General features: G+C 34.5%; 9 protein-coding genes and 1 pseudogene. 5 read left to right on the top strand and 5 right to left on the bottom strand.

Translation table 11 applies throughout. The features are described 5' to 3' along the window. Positions 1 to 2 precede the first annotated feature (2 nt). Complete coding sequence (locus tag QZV03_RS03390) at positions 3 to 5,339, bottom strand: Ig-like domain-containing protein (RefSeq protein WP_296874301.1); 5,337 nt, start codon at positions 5,337 to 5,339, stop codon at positions 3 to 5. 262 nt (positions 5,340 to 5,601) lie between these two features. Here QZV03_RS03390 and QZV03_RS03385 point away from each other — a divergent pair, with 262 nt between their 5' ends. The 4 genes from QZV03_RS03385 to QZV03_RS03370 all read left to right on the top strand — a co-directional run bounded on the left by QZV03_RS03385 (position 5,602) and on the right by QZV03_RS03370 (position 16,056). Then, positions 5,602 to 7,986 (top strand): PQQ-binding-like beta-propeller repeat protein, encoded by a 2,385-nt coding sequence (locus QZV03_RS03385; RefSeq protein ID WP_296874300.1) that lies wholly within the window; start codon positions 5,602 to 5,604, stop codon positions 7,984 to 7,986. 245 nt (positions 7,987 to 8,231) lie between these two features. After that, positions 8,232 to 12,050, top strand: coding sequence for an Ig-like domain repeat protein (locus QZV03_RS03380; protein WP_296874299.1), 3,819 nt, complete (start codon positions 8,232 to 8,234; stop codon positions 12,048 to 12,050). Positions 12,051 to 12,249: 199 nt separating this feature from the next. Then, complete coding sequence (locus QZV03_RS03375; protein ID WP_296874298.1) at positions 12,250 to 14,436, top strand: right-handed parallel beta-helix repeat-containing protein; 2,187 nt, start codon at positions 12,250 to 12,252, stop codon at positions 14,434 to 14,436. 318 nt (positions 14,437 to 14,754) lie between these two features. Beyond that, entirely contained in the window at positions 14,755 to 16,056 is a 1,302-nt protein-coding gene (locus QZV03_RS03370) for a hypothetical protein (RefSeq protein ID WP_296874297.1), read from the top strand. Positions 16,057 to 16,215: 159 nt separating this feature from the next. Here QZV03_RS03370 and QZV03_RS11250 read toward each other — a convergent pair whose 3' ends face one another. The 4 genes and pseudogenes from QZV03_RS11250 to QZV03_RS03355 all read right to left on the bottom strand — a co-directional run bounded on the left by QZV03_RS11250 (position 16,216) and on the right by QZV03_RS03355 (position 16,808). Then, a complete protein-coding gene (locus QZV03_RS11250; protein ID WP_342764222.1) occupies positions 16,216 to 16,344 on the bottom strand; it encodes a hypothetical protein in 129 nt (42 codons plus the stop codon). Between the two features lie 6 nt (positions 16,345 to 16,350). After that, positions 16,351 to 16,455, bottom strand: a pseudogene (locus tag QZV03_RS11265) (hypothetical protein); the annotation flags it as partial. Further along, positions 16,421 to 16,678, bottom strand: a complete 258-nt coding sequence (locus QZV03_RS03360) for a hypothetical protein (protein ID WP_296874295.1) — start codon at positions 16,676 to 16,678, stop codon at positions 16,421 to 16,423. The pseudogene QZV03_RS11265 and the gene QZV03_RS03360, both read right to left, overlap by 35 nt. A gap of 7 nt (positions 16,679 to 16,685) precedes the next feature. Further along, positions 16,686 to 16,808 carry a hypothetical protein gene (locus QZV03_RS03355; protein WP_296874294.1) on the bottom strand — a complete coding sequence of 41 codons (123 nt, stop codon included), beginning with the start codon at positions 16,806 to 16,808 and terminating at the stop codon, positions 16,686 to 16,688. A gap of 166 nt (positions 16,809 to 16,974) precedes the next feature. On the opposite strand from QZV03_RS03355, the gene QZV03_RS03350 reads away from it, so the two are divergent. Continuing rightward, positions 16,975 to 17,940 carry a hypothetical protein gene (locus QZV03_RS03350; protein WP_296874293.1) on the top strand — a complete coding sequence of 322 codons (966 nt, stop codon included), beginning with the start codon at positions 16,975 to 16,977 and terminating at the stop codon, positions 17,938 to 17,940. The last annotated feature ends 475 nt before the right edge of the window (positions 17,941 to 18,415 follow it).

The following is an 18,415-nucleotide window of genomic DNA, read 5'->3' as shown; positions in this document are numbered from 1 at the left end:
GTTTATTTGACTGTTATGGTATTGGTGTTTTTCTGTTTGCCGTATGTGGTTTTTATTTTGTATTTTCCTTTTTTGAGGTTTTTGACTTTGATTTTAGCGATTCCTTTTTTATTGGTTTTTGCCTTGTATTTTTTGCCGTTGATTTTAAATGTTATTTTCTTGTTTTTAAGTTTCTTTCCGTTTTTGTTTAAAAGCTTTGCAGTGTATGTTAGTGTTTTTCCCTTTTTGATTTTCTTGTTCTTGGTAATTAATGTAGGTTTAACAGTGATCTTGTTTGAAACCTTTATGTTTTTATAGGTTGATGTGATAGTGTATTTGCCTGCTTTTAGGCTAAGTTTTAGTGTTGCATAACCTTGGCTGTCTGTTTTCACATTAACGGTATTCTTGTTTATCTTGATGCTTACGATTGCGTTTTTAACCGGAACGTTATTGTTCAGCACCTGCACCTTATACTCCTTGTTTGCACCGTAATACTGCACGATGTTCCTGTTTTCGGTTATTTTATAATTGTTTGCGATTACATTAAATGTGCCTGTGGAAGTGGACATTGAAAGCAAATCAGTGCCCTGGTATGTGGCAGTGAAATCATATTTGCCTGCCTTAAACTCGCCAAGATTTCTTGAACCCTCACCGTTGGTGATGATGATTCTGTAATAATTGCCGTTGATTTCAAGAACCAGATCACCTGACAGTTTCTGATTGTTGATGTCAGTCAGTGTTGCTGTAACTATTAAATCATCATCTTCATTGACATTGGCAATGCTTACCTTAAGCACAGTGCGGACCTGATTTAAGACAAGTATCTCAGACACGGTTCTGGACTCATAATTATTGTCCCCATTGTAGGTTACGATAAGGTTATATGAACCGGTATTCAATGGGCTTATTAGCCATGAAGCGTTACCGTTAATAATTGTCCTGTTTCTTGGGGAGTATTGTCCCTGAATGCGGAAAGTGACATTACCGGTTGCATCATCATTTAAAACAGCATCAATTTGAATATTAGTGTTTAACACTAAAGGTGTAGTCTTGACGGTTATTGTCGGAGTCGCCTTTTTAACATTGACCTGAATAGTGTCACCTGATCCTTGGTATATGTTGTCTCCGTTATATCTTGCAGTTATGATATGGTTTCCTGAGGGAATGTTTTTAAAGATTGCTTTTGCCTGGTTGCCGGTTAAATTGACTGTCTGTGTTTGATTGTTTAAGGTGAATGTTACAGTGCCGGTTGCACCAGCAGTCACCCATCCAGTTACACTTACCTCTTCGCCGTAGGTAATGTTGGATGAGGATATGGTAATGCCGGATATTGCATTCTTGATGCTGAATTTGATTTGAATTGTCTGGTTGATGTAGTTGTCATCACCGCTGTAGATTACAGTCAAGTTGTGTTCGCCCACGCTTAAATTTGGAATTGAGAGTGTTGAAGATTGGTTAATTATAGTGTTGTCCACGATTAGCGTGATGTTTCCGGATGCGCCGTCAGGCAATGTGGCTGTTATCACTTCAACTTCGTTTGCAAGAATGTCCTTGATGTCTATGATGATTCTTGCCGGATTGACAGTTATAATATCTGAATATGTGTTGTTTTTATATGAGACGGTGATGTTGTATTTGCCTGCCCTGCTTTGAATCGGAAGCTTTGCTGTACCGTTTTCATCAGTGGTTAATGTGATTGTCTGGTTTTTAAATACAACTGTAATGTTTGTGTACTCATAAGGATTTCCGTCAGTGTCAAAGAGGCTGATGATATAGGTGCCCGGCTCCTGCTCATTGAAGACATTATCTGTTGTGTTGATGATTGCCCTTCCCTCAATTATGCTTGTTGTGTTCCATGAAACGTGTGAGTAGACATCATCTCCAAGGTATAGTATGTAGATGTAGTTGGTTCCTCTTTTGAACTTGACCGGGAAATTGCATGATCCATCAGTCAGGTTCATTATTAAAACAGGGTCATTGTTTATGTAGACTCCAACTTCGCCGGTACAGTCGGTGTAGTCTGTTTTGACAAGGATGTTACCTGTCAAATCATCATTGTTTGTGATGTCCACTGTAAGATTGGTTGTTTTTCTTGAAACAGTAAATGAGGTTGTTGCATTTGAAGGGGCGTACTTCTTGTCACCCGGATAGTAGACTGATACATGATAAATTCCATTTTCCAGGTTGGTTATTGTGATTGGAGTCACTGTATTGTTTAAAAATATTGTATCGTTAACACCGTTTATTATGAGTATTGCCTCGCCTCTGACATCACCTGGAGTGATTGTGATGTTAACGGTTGCATTGGCCTCTCCTTCCTTGACGTCATTGGCAGATAGTGTGATGTTGGTTTTCCATTTGCTTACAACAAAGAGTGTGCTTGCAGAACCTGATTGATAATACTCATCCTCATCAAATATTACAGTAATATTATAAACACCCACGTTTCTGTTGATTGTCAAGGTTCTTGTTGACTGTGTGGAGGCATCCTTGGTGTAGACTCCGTTAACATAAAGCTTACCTGATAATTTGGCAGATGAAGGAGTGATTGTAATTGTTATCCTGCCTGTTTCACCATACCTGACTTCAGGAGCAACCACAGTGATGTTGGTAGGCATTTTATAAACGCTGAACATGTAATTCTGATTTAAAACCTTAAAGTATTCGCCGTCACCGTTATAGTCAATGCCCATAATGTAGCTGCCGGGCTTTAAGGATTCATTAATTGTGAAGCTGCACTCACCATCAGTTAAGTTCACAGTGGTCTTTTCATTGTTTAATGTGAATGTAATGTTTCCGGTCGGTGTGGTATTGTTTCCTGTGACTTTAATGTGGAAAGTGATATTGTTTCCATCATTATATGTTATGTTGTTGTAGGTTACTGTCATCCCAGCCGGCTTTTTAGCAGCATCAACAATGGCTGAAGTTTTAAAGTTTAATATGCTTGCACTTATAATGTATTCGGCACTTTTTTGAGTATAGCTGAACTGGAATGTGAACTTGTCTTTTATGCTGGTGGTGATGTTCACATATTCTCCCCTGTCATTAACAGTTGTGACGGTCATGTTCAAATCAAGAGGTATGAGTAGATTTTCCCATCCATCAAATCCGATTATTTCCTCTCCATTGGTAAGGGCCAAGTTTAAGGTAATGTTTTCTGTCTGGTTGAACATGATTGGATAGTAATCTTTTTCAAAAGTTGGTGTGAAATAGTAGTTTTCACTTTTACCTCCATCTGCATTGAATAAAAAGCTATTAGGTGGTGCTTTGATGATTGGATTTGGTTCAAATGGATATTCTGGAGTGTTCATTTCATTTGAATACATTATTTTCAGTTTTCCGGTATTGTATATGTTTATTGAACCGTCGCCTTGATATAATTCTGACCAGTCGCTAATGAAATTATGGTCAAAGAGGCTGCCTCTGATTTCCATATTTCCATCGTTTTTTATGGTTCCGTAATATCTATGTTGTCTGTCACTTGTTGAAGAAATCAATGCATTGTCTTTAAATAATGTGTTTTTTATAATTGCATCGGCGTCTTGAGCATTATAAATTACACCTGAATGCACTCCAATAAGGTAAACAAAATCCCCTACCCATTTTTCTATCTGGTAACTGAATGGATGGTTCTGGGTTATTTTGCTGTTTTCCAGATTTAACACATGGTTATTGTATATTGCAGCTCCAATAGCATTGCATTCTTTTATTTCAGTGTTTGAGATGTTTAATGTTCCGGTATTGTATATTCCACCACCATTAATATTAACATTATTATTTGTGCCATAAATTTTGTTATAAACTTTACATGCCATTATTTTTGAGTTGTTAATTATTGTCTCGCCGGTGTTATATATTCCTCCGCCGTTTGAGTTTGCAGCAGTGCTTTGCATCAATGTTGTGTTTTCAATTGTGAGTTTGTCGCTATTGTATATTGCTCCGCCAGTTACTCCCTGAATATTTTGAATAATGGAGTTTAATATGACCAGATTGTTATTATTGTATATTGCTCCTCCATTCATTGCTGTTTTATCGGCGCCGGAGTTATAGCTGTTGTAAGTGTATTTGCTGCTGATTTTTTGACTGGTCTGTGCCGGATATATTGATGTGCCTGCAGTTATCATGTTTTCCATTAATGTATTGTTTAATGTCATTTTCCCGTCATTGTAGACAAGCCTGTAGTTTATGTTGGTGAAATTCACATCATTTAAAGTAGCGGCGTTTCTGTTGTAAATCACTCCTTTAAGTATTGTAGTTTCAATTGGTAAGTTGTATGGTAGTTTATTGGTGTTGGCAAATATTGTATCTGTTATTTTTAGCATTCCATTGTTGTAGATTAGACCTTTATCACTTGAGGGTCTTTCTTGAGATATTTGTAGAATGTTTTTGATATTACAGCTATCCAGTTCTAATTCTCCGTTATTGTTTATTAATCCTAAACTGTTGTCTTTAAATGTACAGTTTATTAGTTTTAGCTTTCCATTGTTGGAGATTATATAATTGCTGTTTCCGGAAAATGTCATATTGATGAATGTTGCTTTCACATTATTTTTTATTTCAAATGCTGTTTTAGTATTGGTAAGTAATATTGATGCGTTATTTCCGGTGATTGTAATGTCTTTTGTGATTTCAACTGTTTCGTCACTGTCATGTATGAGAATGATATTGTTAAGATCTATCACTCCATTATTGCTGGCTTGTTCCAGAGCTTTTTTAAGGGATTTTAACGTATTGTTCCAGGTTTCATTTGAAGCATAAGTGTTGTCTATGTTGATTTGTGTAGTGTTTAATGCTGTAATGTAGGTGTTTTTTACCTTTTCAAAATATAATGTGTTGGAGTATACTCCGAATAGTGAAGTTGTTAAATAACTGTTTTGATGTATTGTATATGTGAATGGTACATCGGCAGTGTATGTGACTTTTGGTTTAACTTCTGGAAGGTTTAAATCACCAATATTAATTTTTTTTATTAAAGTGTCATTTTCATAAACATGTATGTTATAGTTGGAGAATTCACCATCACTGAAAGGAGTTACGAATGAAAAATGCATATTCATTGTAATATTTCCAGTAGTTTCAAAATCCACCGTATCTTTGATTGACAATGTAATTTTTGTGGAATATGGTGAAAAATCAGACAGTGTATCCTCATCCTGATTTTGCAGCAGCATTTCAGATTGCGTGGTGTTTTCTTGACAATATGCTATTGCATCATCATCGTTTATATTTTCATTAATTTCAATTGTATCTTCATTCATTGCATTTAAAGAATCAGTATTATTTTCTGCTGCACTAATATTGGTCACATTGACCAATATCAGTAAAATTAAAAGAAATAATATGATTTTTTCTATTCTCATAAACTATTAACTCCTTATTATTTTCAATACTTGTATATAATATATATTACACAGTTATAATTAATAAGTATACAAGATAAATTTATATAGTTTTTTACACATATTAAATTACATTAGATATTTATTCAACTAAATAATACATTATTTCTTTTAATAAAAATGTCTGTCAATTCCTTGAATATATATTTAATAATCTGAAAATTGGTTAAAGAAGGAATAAATAATGAATATAAAAAGGATTTTATTATTATTTATTTTACTCATGTTTTTTGTAGGAACAAGTGTTGTTTGTGCAGAAGATGTGAGTGATATTGGGGAAATATCATCTGATGAAGTTGCTGATGAAGTAATTTCTGTAGATGATGATGTCAATGATGTTTCAACATCTGATGTTGATGAAGAGACTTCTATTGTTCAATCAACTCAAGATGATTATACTTGGGCTGATTTCCAATCAGAAGTTGAAGATACAAGTGTCAATACTGTTAAATTAAATAAGAGTAACATTGCTCCATCAAGCAGTAGTTCAGATCAGGTTACAATAAATCATGACATTACTATTGTTGGTGGTTATGGATATTATATAGGTAATGCAGACTGGAATAGTGCTGCATCATATGATTACATTCCAATGATTACTTCAGGAAATAATTTAAATGTAAAATTTGAAAATGTTACATTCCAATACTTGTCAAATAATATTTTAATGAAACTGATGGGTAATGGAAACTATGCTTTTAAAAACTGTGTATTTACAAACATTAACTGTACAGGTTCTCACCAGTCAGTAATCTGGTTGAATTACGGATATGCATTACTTGAAAATTGTACTTTTACAAACATCAAATCAAGTTTTGGTGCAATAACCAACTACTACTCCTCTTGGGGAACTGGTGTAAATAATGCTAGAATGACTGTTAGAGACTGTGAATTTTATGATAATATTGGTTTAAGTGAACCTGGTTGTATTAATAACTGTGGTTATTTGGAAGTTTATGATTCTACTTTTGAAGACAACTCTGCTGCATGGTGGGCTGGTGCAATACACACTCACAACTATGCAAATACAAGTATTTGGAATTCTGTATTCAAAAATAATAGAGCAGGATGGAATGGTGGAGCATTATATGCTTACAGTGATTTACAAGTATATAACTCCATATTCGTAGAAAATGCTTGTACCGGTCAATATGGTGGAGGTGCCATAGGCTCCAGTAATAGAGTTAGAGTAACTGTAGATAATAGTACTTTTATAAATAATACTGCTTCTGCAAGTAGAGGTGGAGCTATATGGGCTAATGGTCCTGGATATTTAACAGTTGATAAAAGTTTATTTGTAAATAATACTGCTAGGGAAAATACTGAGGGACAAGTGATGTACTATTCATATACTGGTAGCAGTGATACTGCAGCATATTTCACATACACTAATAATAGAATTTATGGTCCAAATAATGGTGTAAATTCTATTTATGCAGGTAATAGTCATTTACAGGTTTTTGCTGAAAACAATACTATTGATGATTACTCCAATTATACTGAGCCTGCGGACGATCCAATAACTGGTACAATTACAATACCTGGTGATGTTTCTATTGGTACTCAAGTTTGGAATTCTATTTTAAGTGGTGCTGTAAAAGGTACTCCTTTAGTTGATGGCAATGTGGTTTATGTTCCTAATGGAAATTCAATTTATTGTTTAGACATTAATGATGGTAGTTTAATATGGAATGTTTCTTCCAACTTCTATTATTCTTCTGAATTTAATAATTTCCATGATTTAGTATTGCATAATGGTGTTTTAATTGCTCCTTGTGATTGGGATAAAGTATACTTCTTTAATGCAACAAATGGTAATGAAATACAACCTGCATCTAATATTGTGGAAGGTTCAAGTTATTATGCTCCTTTAGTTGTTGGCAATACCATTTACATTAGTAATGATTATGGTAATGGTGATAACAGTGATACTTGGGTGTCTGTTATTGAGTATAATGGTGGTGTTTACAGTTATGTTGGCAGTCTCTTTGAGATTACTGGTGTATCTGAGAGTGCTTTACTTTCACAACCTATCTTATGGAATAATCACATTTATGTAAATACTGTTAATGGTTTAGTTTCATATAATTTAAATGATGGAACTACCAGTAGTATAAGCGGTACTGTAGGTAATCCTATTATTGATGCTAGTGGTAATATTTGTATTTTATCCAATAATGGTAATAGTCTTTCATTATTAGATTCTAATTTAAATGTAATGTCTTCAGCTGCACTAGATGGTGCATGTGATATGCTAGTTAGTGATGGTAATGGTAATGTTTACACTGTAGATGAAAATGGATATATCTACTATGCTAGTTATACTAGTTCTTCATTATCTTGCAGTAAAACTACATTCTATATTAATCCAATCACAACTGCTATGACTTGTTATGATGGTCAACTTTACATTGGAGACAATAATGGAATATTATGGGTTTTTAATGTCGATTATTTAAGTGCAGATGATATTGATGAATATAGTTTATATTGGGCATTTGATACTGGTTCTGCTATTACTGGAGGTATTGTTGTAACTATTGATGGAACTACATACTTTGGTACTTCTGATGGTCATTTTTACAGGGCAAACAACCAAGTTTTATAAAATAAATAGTCTTCTCAGTGATTTTTTTATTCCTAGGAGCTTTGAATTTTAATAAACAATATTATAAGTAGTGGATGAGAATTTTAATAAACTCTCACTACTTTTTTTTAATTTTAAAGGGCATGAATAATATGAAATCTAATAAATTTACATTTATACTATTTATTTTTTTAATTTTAATAAGTATAAATTATATTTCTGCAAGTGACATTAATGATACTGATTTAAATTCTAATTCATTAGAAGTGGATTTTGATAATTCTATTTTAAGTTCATCAGAGACAAATTCACAAAATGATGAATTGATGGATAGTGATAATTCCAATGAAATCTTAACAGAAAATGATAATCTGAATCATATTTATGTATCTCCAGAAGGTACTGAAAATGGGTCTGACGAGTATCATCCAGGTAATTTTAAAGTTGTATTGTCTAATACAAATTTAAAAGATAATACTATAATTCATATGCAAAATGGAACTTATTTAATTGATGGAACAACTATTACAGTTCAATCAAAAAATAATATTTCTATAATTGCAGATAATTATGGATCCGTGGAAATATGTGGTAACATTAAGAATAAAAAATTATTTACACTCAAAGGAACTACTAGTATATTTTGGAAAGATATTATATTCTCATCTATTCAGGCAAGTTCAGGTTATGTTTCTACTGAGGGAACATCATCTTGCACATTTGAAAATTGTATATTTTTAGATAGAAACGATTTCAGAAAAGCTTTTATTAGTGGTCCTACTTCAACTGCAACAAATGTTACTGTTAATATTAATAACTGTTATTTTTCCTCATTTGGATATAACATGGTTTCTGCTAAAGGAACTGTTTTAATTAATAATTCTATTTTTAAAATAAACAAACTTGAAAATGAAACTTATAATAATTTTCGTTGTATAAATATTCCAACAGATAGTAGTTTTAGGATATTCAACTCAACTTTTTATTCTAACTATGATTATCTAAATTTAGTAAATTCAAAAGGAAATTTAATTTTTGAAAAAAATAGTTTAAATAATCATTACTCCTTTAATCTAGAAAATAGTGGAAAATTATCTTCACATACTACTCTCACATTTTTAAATGGTGAAGATGAATTGAATGTTGCTGAGGGAGGTAAACTTAATATTAATGCTACTTTGGTAGATGATTATGGAAATATTATTATCCTCCCTGAACTTAAATTCACTATTTTTGGAAATAACTTTACCTATAACAATGGTGTTTATCAAACTGAAGTTAGCGTTCCAGAGGAATCTGGTAACTTTTCTATAGATGTTAGTGAAGAAGTATTTGAAAAATATCTTGGCTATTGTACAGTAAAAAGTCCAGAGTTAATTGTTAAGAAAGGTCAAAATATTACAATGAATGCTACTGATATGGTGTATGGTGAAAGTACTAATGTAAATGTCACTGTTTCCACCATGGAATCCGGAAATATTACATATAGTATTAGAAACTCTAATTATGATATTATTAAAGAATTTACTAAAGAGTTTTCAAATAATATTAGTGGTGCAGTTATAGACAATCTAGATGCCGGCACTTATACTCTTTCAGTTACTATTCCTGAAACTGGGGATTATGCAGCCACTACTGTTTCTAAAACTTTAACTGTTAATAAGGCAAATATTGTTGTCACAGTAGATAATACTACTGTTGATAAAAACATTACTGTTACTGTTATTGTACCTGGTGAAGGTTCCGGTAAAATTACTCTAAGAATAGGGCGTGTCTATGTTGGAGGTTATGCTAATAGTATTAGAGTTATAAATAATCTTGATGTTAATTCTGGTGTGAATACTTTTTCATTAGATCCTTTGCCTGCACAGGATGACTATGCATTAGGTTTTGAATTCAAAAGTTCAAGTTCAAATTATAATGATTTTTCAAATAATGCATGGAATAATGCAGAAAATCGTGCTAAACTTATCAAGTTTAAAGTATCTAAATTGGATTCTAATTTAAACATCACTGCTGATAATGTTGATTGGGGAAATAATGTTACTGTAAGTATCACTACTGATTCAAGATTCACTGGCAACATCACTGTCAAGTTAGGTGATGAGGAAAAATTAGCTGAAATCAAAGAGGGTTCAGGCAGTGTTTCATTTGCAGACCTTAAGGCAGACACTTATAATGTAACTGCCAAGTTCAATGAAACAGACATGTTCACCTCCTCCCAGAAGGACATTAATGTCACTGTAAATAAAGTGAATTCAACATTGACTTTAGGTGATGACATTATTTTTGATTGGAATAAGTCTGGAACCACATCTGTTTCATATGCTGGTGCAACTGGTGTAAATGCTGCAATAGATGATAGGGAATTTGAATTTAAGGATGGTGTTATCACTGTTTCCGGTTTGGCTGCTGGAAACTACACTTTAAGTGTAACTACTGTTGCTGATGAAAACCACACCAGCATAACCAGAACAGTTAACGTTAGGGTTAATAAGGTTAATTCAACATTGACTTTAGGCGATGACATTATTTTTGATTGGAATGAGTCTGGAACCACAAATGTTGTATCATATGATGGTGCAACCAGTGTTGAAGCTAGTGTAGATGGCGGGGTTGTGAGTGTTGATGGCAACACCATTACCGTTTCTGGTTTAAGTGCAGGTAACCACACTTTAAGTGTAAGCACTGTTGCTGATGAAAACCACACAAGCATAACAAAAACAGTCAGTGTTAAGGTCAATAAGGTTAATGCAACTGTTAACTTGAATGACATTGCTTTTGATTATGGATCTTTTAATTCCACTACATTTGATGGTGAAGGTATTAAAAATGTTACTGCAACTATTTTAAACCAGCCTGATGCTAAGATTGATGTTTCAGCAAACACCATTACTGTTTCTGGTTTGGATGCTGGCAATTACACTTTAGAGGTTATTGTTGTTCCGGATGAAAATCACAATGTTGTAACCAGGACTGTTAATGTCACTGTCAACAAGGTTGATTCAACTGTTGACATTAGAAACAATGCGGTGGTTTATGATTACGGTGATATTGGCTACTGCAGTATTTTTACTGAAGGTGCAGTTGATTTTGCTGTAGTTATTGTTGATCATCCTGAAGCTATTATCAAAATTGATGAACATGATATTGCAAATATCACCGGTTTAAATGCAGGCAATTATACCTTAAAAGTAACCACCAATCCTGACAAGAATCATAAATCTGTAAGTAAAACTGTTAATGTGACTGTCAATAAGGTTGATTCCAAACTCACCGTTCCGGACATTACTTTCACTTATGGTGAGTCCGCAACTGTCAGTGCAGTTATAGGTAATGCATCCAGTATTGCTGGTGTTAGTGTTGTTGGTCATCCTGAGGCTAATGTTACTGTTAACGGTACTAGCATTACTGTTTCCGGTTTAACTGCAGGCACTTATACTTTAACCGCTTCTACTGTTGGTGATGTTAATTATAATCCTGTGACTGTCAATGCTACTGTTACTGTTAAGGGTGTTGATGTTCCTGCGGCTCAGGCTTTAAGCACTAATGTTCCTGCTAACAGTCAGTCTCCTACTTTCAGCATCAAATTAGATAAGGATGCTACCGGTAATTTCACTGTCAGTGTTGACGGTAAAGTGGTTGACACCAAACCTTTAAAGGATGGTAGTGCAAGTATCACTGTTGCTAATTTGGCTGCTGGTAATCATAAAATCAGCATCAGCTATTCAGGTGACGGTAAGTATGCTCCTATCACTCAAAACACTACTTTAACCATTAAGGCTCCTGCTGTTGTTAAAAAGGCCACTAAGATTGTTGCTAAAAAGAAAACATTCAAGGCTAAAAAGAAAGTTAAGAAATACACTATAACTTTAAAATCCGGCAAGACACTCCTTAAGAAGGTTAAGGTTACTTTGAAAGTTAAGGGCAAAACCTATAAGGCAACCACCAACAATAAAGGTAAGGCTACCTTTAAGATTAAGAACTTGAAGAAAAAAGGTACCTATAAGGCTGTTATCAAGTTCAAAGGAAACAAGAACTATAAGGCTTCAAGCAAAAAAGTTAAAATTAAAGTGAAAAAATAGGGATCATCATAATCCCTATTCTAATTTTTTTTTTAAGTGTCTACTTATTTTACCAAAATGATATATTATACCTCGAACATAAAATAAATCATATTTTAATATTTATTAAAATATTTTTATATTATGGATTATGTTGGAGGTGAAAAAAATAAAAGTTTCATGGAAAATATCATTGTTGGCCATGATGTTTCTGCTTTCATTGGCGGTCGTTTCGGCTAATGAAGACAATTCCACTACTGTAATCTCTGATTCGTTTAATGAGACTTTCACAGTCTCATCGGTGGAAATTCAGGAAGACATTGCGGACAATCATAGTTTAGGTGAAGCTGACACTCCAGACTTAACGATTAATATCAATCAGGACAACGTTGATGATTATTTTGTAGGGGGAACACTGAAGTCCTCTTACGCTTATGCTAATTTATTCATATCAGAGGATATGGATGGCCTTGGCATATTGAAAATCGAGGCAAGCAACGTTACAATTAACGCTAATAACCATACATTGAAAAACACTGTTTTCAGCATTGAAGCCAGTGGAGTAACATTGAGCAATGTTATTTTGAATGTAAGTCAAGAGTTTGAAGACAATGACAATGCGGCAATACTGATTTGGGATGCAGATGATGTGGGAATTTACAATACTGTTATAAACTACATTGTCCCAAGGGATATCAGTGCATATGGAATATACAGTGAGGGGACAAACAGGAATTTGATTAACAATTTGAGGCTAATCAACAATACAGTCAATTTCATTGCCGATAATCCGTATGAGGGTCGAGATTTTGCATTGTGTTTGGAGTATTCGAATAATGCTATTGTTGAAAACAATACTGTTAATGCAAGGTTGCCTTTAAGGACTGTTGTTTTTACAGGAACTACTGCAATGATGTATTCCGAATTTGCACTTGCAGTGGGCATAGGCAACTGTGACAATCTGACATTCAACAACAACATTGTCGATTGTGAGGTCAACAGGAGAACCGAGTGCAGCGATCCTACTTTGGATGCGGTGTTCATATGCGATTCTAAGGATGCAAGGATTACAAACAACACCATCCGTCTTACGGATTTCATCACATACAAGGATGAGCCCAACTATCTTTATGCGTTGGATGTTTATCGTGATGACAATCTTTTGATTGAAGGCAATAATATTCATGTTGAAACCAGCGGAGGTGCTTTTGCTGCCGGAACCGCTTATCCTATTCAGCTGACAGGGCCTGCCAGTGGAGTCATTATTCAGTACAATGACATCTACTCCAAAAGCAACGGTCCCAACATCGGTATTTATTCCCAGAATTTCAACGGGGAAAACTACCTGACCATTCTCAACAATCATATGAACATTACCGGTCTTGCAGGCAATCACAGCTGGGCTTTGGTTGCAGGTATTGAGGCGCAGGATGATAATGATGTTGTCATGAACAATGTGATTGAGCTTCACAATATCAGGCAAACTTCAAGGGATGATAATATCTATGGTATTTCATATTCCCAGGAGACTGACGGAAGGCATTCATATCGTGTGGTGAACAATACCGTGATAAGTGACGGTTACTATCTTGCACATATGCTTGATGCTGACAACACTACCGTGACCAATAATACTCTGGTGAGAACTGACAAGTATTCGGATACTGATTATGATCCCTTCAAGCGTGGTAAGGCTATCGGTGAAGGAACTGATGAGTCCAAGAACAATGACTTTTCAGGAAACCGTGTAATCACTGTTTTCGAGTATGGTCTGGAGAATCAGGGCGATGAGGTTGACGGCGGTGATGAGTTTGACTACACTCCGCCTGAAAACGTCAACGGCAGGACCAATGTCATTAACGGCAGCGGCATATTGCCGGATAAGCCTGGATTCCCGGGTGGCAATCCTTTGCTTCCGGGAGGCAATGGTGGCGGTTCAATAAACACCGGCGGCAATAGTCCTGGTGGATTCAATAGTCCGGATAGTGCTGATGGTGACAATGGCTTTAAAGGTTTTCCTGACCTGAGCGGGGACAATGGTGAAAGCCTGTCACGCAAAACAAATCAGGGAACAGATACAAAAACCGTGAACTCATTCAACAATGATGGGACAGCCAGCAACTCATATAATAACAATGTGGTTGCAAGCGAAAACTCAACATCAAGTGAAACTCCAAGTGTCAACGGCATGACCTCATCTGGCAGGTCATCAAGTTCCGCTTCATCTGCCGGTGCCGGTGGAAGCAGCGGTGCATCACAGGATGTGAGTAAGGCTTATGAGATTAGCAAGAATATTGTGGAGAACGGTCCTGATGATATTTTGAAGTTCATCGCACTTGCAGTTGTTTGTGAGATATTGCTTGTTGTCGGATACAGGAGAAAGGAAAGTGAAGACATTACAGATTAACTGCCATGGCAGTTGATCTCTTTTTTTATATTTTTCAAAAGCATCGAATAATTGATTATACGATTAAGTAAATACTTACTTTTATTATAAACTGCTATTTTTATCGACTGTTTATTTTATTATTTCATATGTATTTCTCATAATTTCTATTTTCACAAGTGTCAGTATATAGGAAATTAATGAGGTTGGTTAAAAAATAAAAAATTTGGATGGCTGACAGATGATCTCTTTGAGGCATTGTCTTTATATAATCAAAAGTTTATTATATAGTTTATATAAATAATATAATAAAAAATATAATATAATGGATGATTGTTTATGGGAATAACCTCTTTTATAAAAACCAGATTACTCAACAACCGTGTGGAACAGTACAACACCAAGCGCAGCTATTGGGGCGAAAATGAAAGGCAACCTAGGACTGATGGAATAAACACCGGCCTTGACCTTGTCGATGCGCTGCCGCCGGTAATTAACAAGACAATAGCCAATGCTCGTTATGCTGTTAAGCTTGACGGTTACACTTCAGGTGTTTTGAAAAACAGAATCGATAAGGCAAATGTAAATATTGTATTGGTGGATAAGGAAAACAAACTATCTGCAGAACAGAAACTAACTTTAATTTTATGGGCAAGAAAAATTGACATCTCACAAGTTGCTAAAAACATCCTGCAGGCTGGAATGGTCGATGGGGAAGGATTAATTAAACCTGTAGAGAGATGGGATAAATCCATCGGCAAATATATCAAACCTATATTTTTGGAAATCGGGGCTCATGGCTATGGATTGAAAAAGGAATTCAACGATGACAATGAAGTCGAGCTTTACTTGCATGAGATGCCTAAAGATATTGTTAACGGATCTCCGGAGGAGTTCGATAATTATGTCAGCGTTGAGGAGGGAACATTGACTGTAAAGTACGAACCTGAAGAGGTAATTAACTTCATGTACAATGAAATCTACTGTGAAGCTCAATCTATTATCCTTAATTGTCTTGATGATATATACCACAAGTGCAATTTGGAGCGTAATCAAGTTGAGCGTATTAATAAGGATAATATTATTGAAGTAAAACCATCACTTGATTCAAACGGTCAACCTATTGTTACAGAACTTTCATCTACTGCAAAAGAAAATCTTTATGCAGATTACGGAACAACTGCTGATTCAAACGTAGCTATTGTACCGCCAGGAATTGAAAGTAAAATACTCGGGGGTAACAACTACCAATCTGATTATACAAGACAGACTGAAATATTTAGAAACAATATCTTAAGGACTTTCGTAACTCCACAGTCTCAGGCAGGTAACGAAAGGTCAAACCAGAACGTTGCAGAATACATTAACGATTCAGCCATTACAGGATTTATCGTTAATGTGGCTAATGATCAGAAATGGGTGTTAAAGTATTGCAATCAGCTATTGAATATGCAGCTGGAACTTATGGGCATTAATGAAACATTAAACATTTATTTCAGCTATTCAAGAGATGATGTGCTCCGATACATTATGGAACTCTCCTCTGAAGGTGATGAAATCTATAAGAACTACTTGTCTAACTTTGAAGAGGAACAGCCTGTCGGTGAGAGAATTTCATCTGAAAGCGGTGTTGAAGTATGATGTTTTTTGTAAAATATTTATATGCAATATCATACATAATTATAAATTGAATTTTATCGGAGGTAAAAACTTCATTTGAGGTTCAGCCTGTATATCCTTGTCTCGACGAGGGGCGAATTAGGTGGTATACGGGTTCTTCTATCATTCATTAAACTAATTTTAATTTTCATACACGAATTTAATTTCCTTGTTTTTTATCAAATCAATAAATTCATGATTTTCATTTTCAAAATTCTGGAATGCTGACCATGAAATCAAATCTGCCATCTGTAATCCTTTGTAATTCATTGAATCTGCGTGCTCAATGGTAATGGGTTGTTTTTGAATATTAATTAAACTGTTTAAAAAGAGTTCATTGAAATTGTCAATTTCTTTCTGTCTGTTTTTTTGACTTGTCAATGAATATGAAAGTGGGTTTATCGATATTGATTAATTCAGCCAGTTTTGAAGCTAAAATGCCATATAATTCTTTGTTGTCATATTCATAACCTATTTTATATCTGTTTGATTTGTCAAAGACGATTATGAAAATTTCATAATCAATGTTTTTCAACTTTTTGAGGATTTTGATTTTTAATTCATAAGGTAAGTTTCCGCCTTTGATTTCAGCAGAACTCAACATTTTCTTTTTAAATGACCTTCGGATTTTTTTTAAATTGACTTGTCCAGCTTCTTGGAATCCTTAACTTTAATGGCAGCCATAATAAAATGCTTTTAACTGCCTTGTTTAGTTCCCAAATCTCCGCTTTCATCAATATAAATATAAGACATGCTTAAAACCCGATTATAATTATTTAACAACGCATTATTAATCTATTTTTCATCATTAATTAATCTTTTTAATGACAAATAGAATATAAATATTTATATAAAATAAATAATAAAATATATAATAAATAATATAATAAAGTGATAATCATGAAACATGAACTTTTTGAAGTCGGATCATATGACTACTCCGATTTGGATAAACGTCTGACCAAACCTGTTGAATGGACTGCTGAAGATCTAAAGCTAATAGCTGAAAACTACCGTGGCGGAATTCCTTTAACATCAGAGCACGATAGGGTTTATATCGGCATCGGAAACAACATAGTATTCGAAGAGGATAAGGGAAAGCTATTCATAGACCTTCCGGATGAACTTGACATGAAAGGAAAAGGGCTGTCACCAAAAGTTGATGTTTTACTGAAAGACAATGGAGATTCATTTGGAATTGATACTATGAACTTGATAGATGTAGGCGTAACCAAAAACCCGAGAAAGATAACCTTGTTGAATTCTGAAATAACCGGCGAGACTGGAGAAACTGGAAAAACCGGCGAAACAGGTGTGGCCGGTGAAACCGGAAATCCTGAACCTGCACCACAGCCTCCAGAACCGCAAAATCAGGACGCTAATGTAGCCACTAATTTGCTTTTGGAAAAACTTCAGGGTAAAGATGTTGAAATCGGAAAACTTCAGGATGAAATAGACAACCTGAAAAAGGAATCCAAAAAGTATATCAAAATAAAAAAGGCTATAGAGGAAAACAAGGAATTCATAGACAATAAGGAAGATATCCTAAAAGAATTGTCTGAACTTAGAAAACATGAAAATGAAAGGAAAATAAAAGAGTACGAAGCTAAATACAACTTCAACTACAATGAAAACGCACAGGATAAGGAAATCATCGATAAGCTACTCACAGGTGATGTTGATATGGAACTGATGGAAAAACTTGCTGAGAGAAGAATTAAAATTGAAGCTACAAATGACATTTCAGCTCCTGGCGGACGCAACCCTCAAAACTCAGGTGAAATAGGTGAAACCGGATCTACTGGAAAAACAGGAGATGAAAATGCTCCGTCATTTACAACCCGTGAGAGTATAACAAGATTCTAAAGGATATGGGATTCAACCGAACCAGAATATAGCTATGATGGTGTTTTCTTACTTTTTCACCGGAGCTATACTTTCATTGAATCGCTCGTTATTTATATTTGGGGAAGTGTTTTCACTTTCCCATTAAATTTACAAAACTTAACCCTCGAACCGACCGGTAAACGGTCGGTTCTTAAATCTGACATGATTAATCATTTCTTCATATCGCTATTGCGACTCATTTCATTCGTCGCAACCTGTCCATCATAGATGGACAGCTTATTTTTCTTGATTGGCCTTTAGTGGAAATAGCAAAAACAAATCGGTAATATTATTAAACAGTAATGTAATAAATTATATCGAGGAATGAATAAAATGTTTTGTAAATGGTATTATCATGGCTGTTGTATACTATTTGCGTGTCCCTGTGATTTGACTGGGTCATGCGGACTCAAAGAATGAAACATACTTAAGGTCATATTTCATGAATTGTTTT

Origin of the sequence: uncultured Methanobrevibacter sp. (assembly GCF_902788255.1) — an archaeon.
Classification (GTDB): Archaea; Methanobacteriota; Methanobacteria; order Methanobacteriales; family Methanobacteriaceae; genus Methanocatella.
The sequence above is the reverse complement of the archived record's forward strand: the minus strand, read 5'-3'. Positions and strand labels throughout refer to the sequence as shown.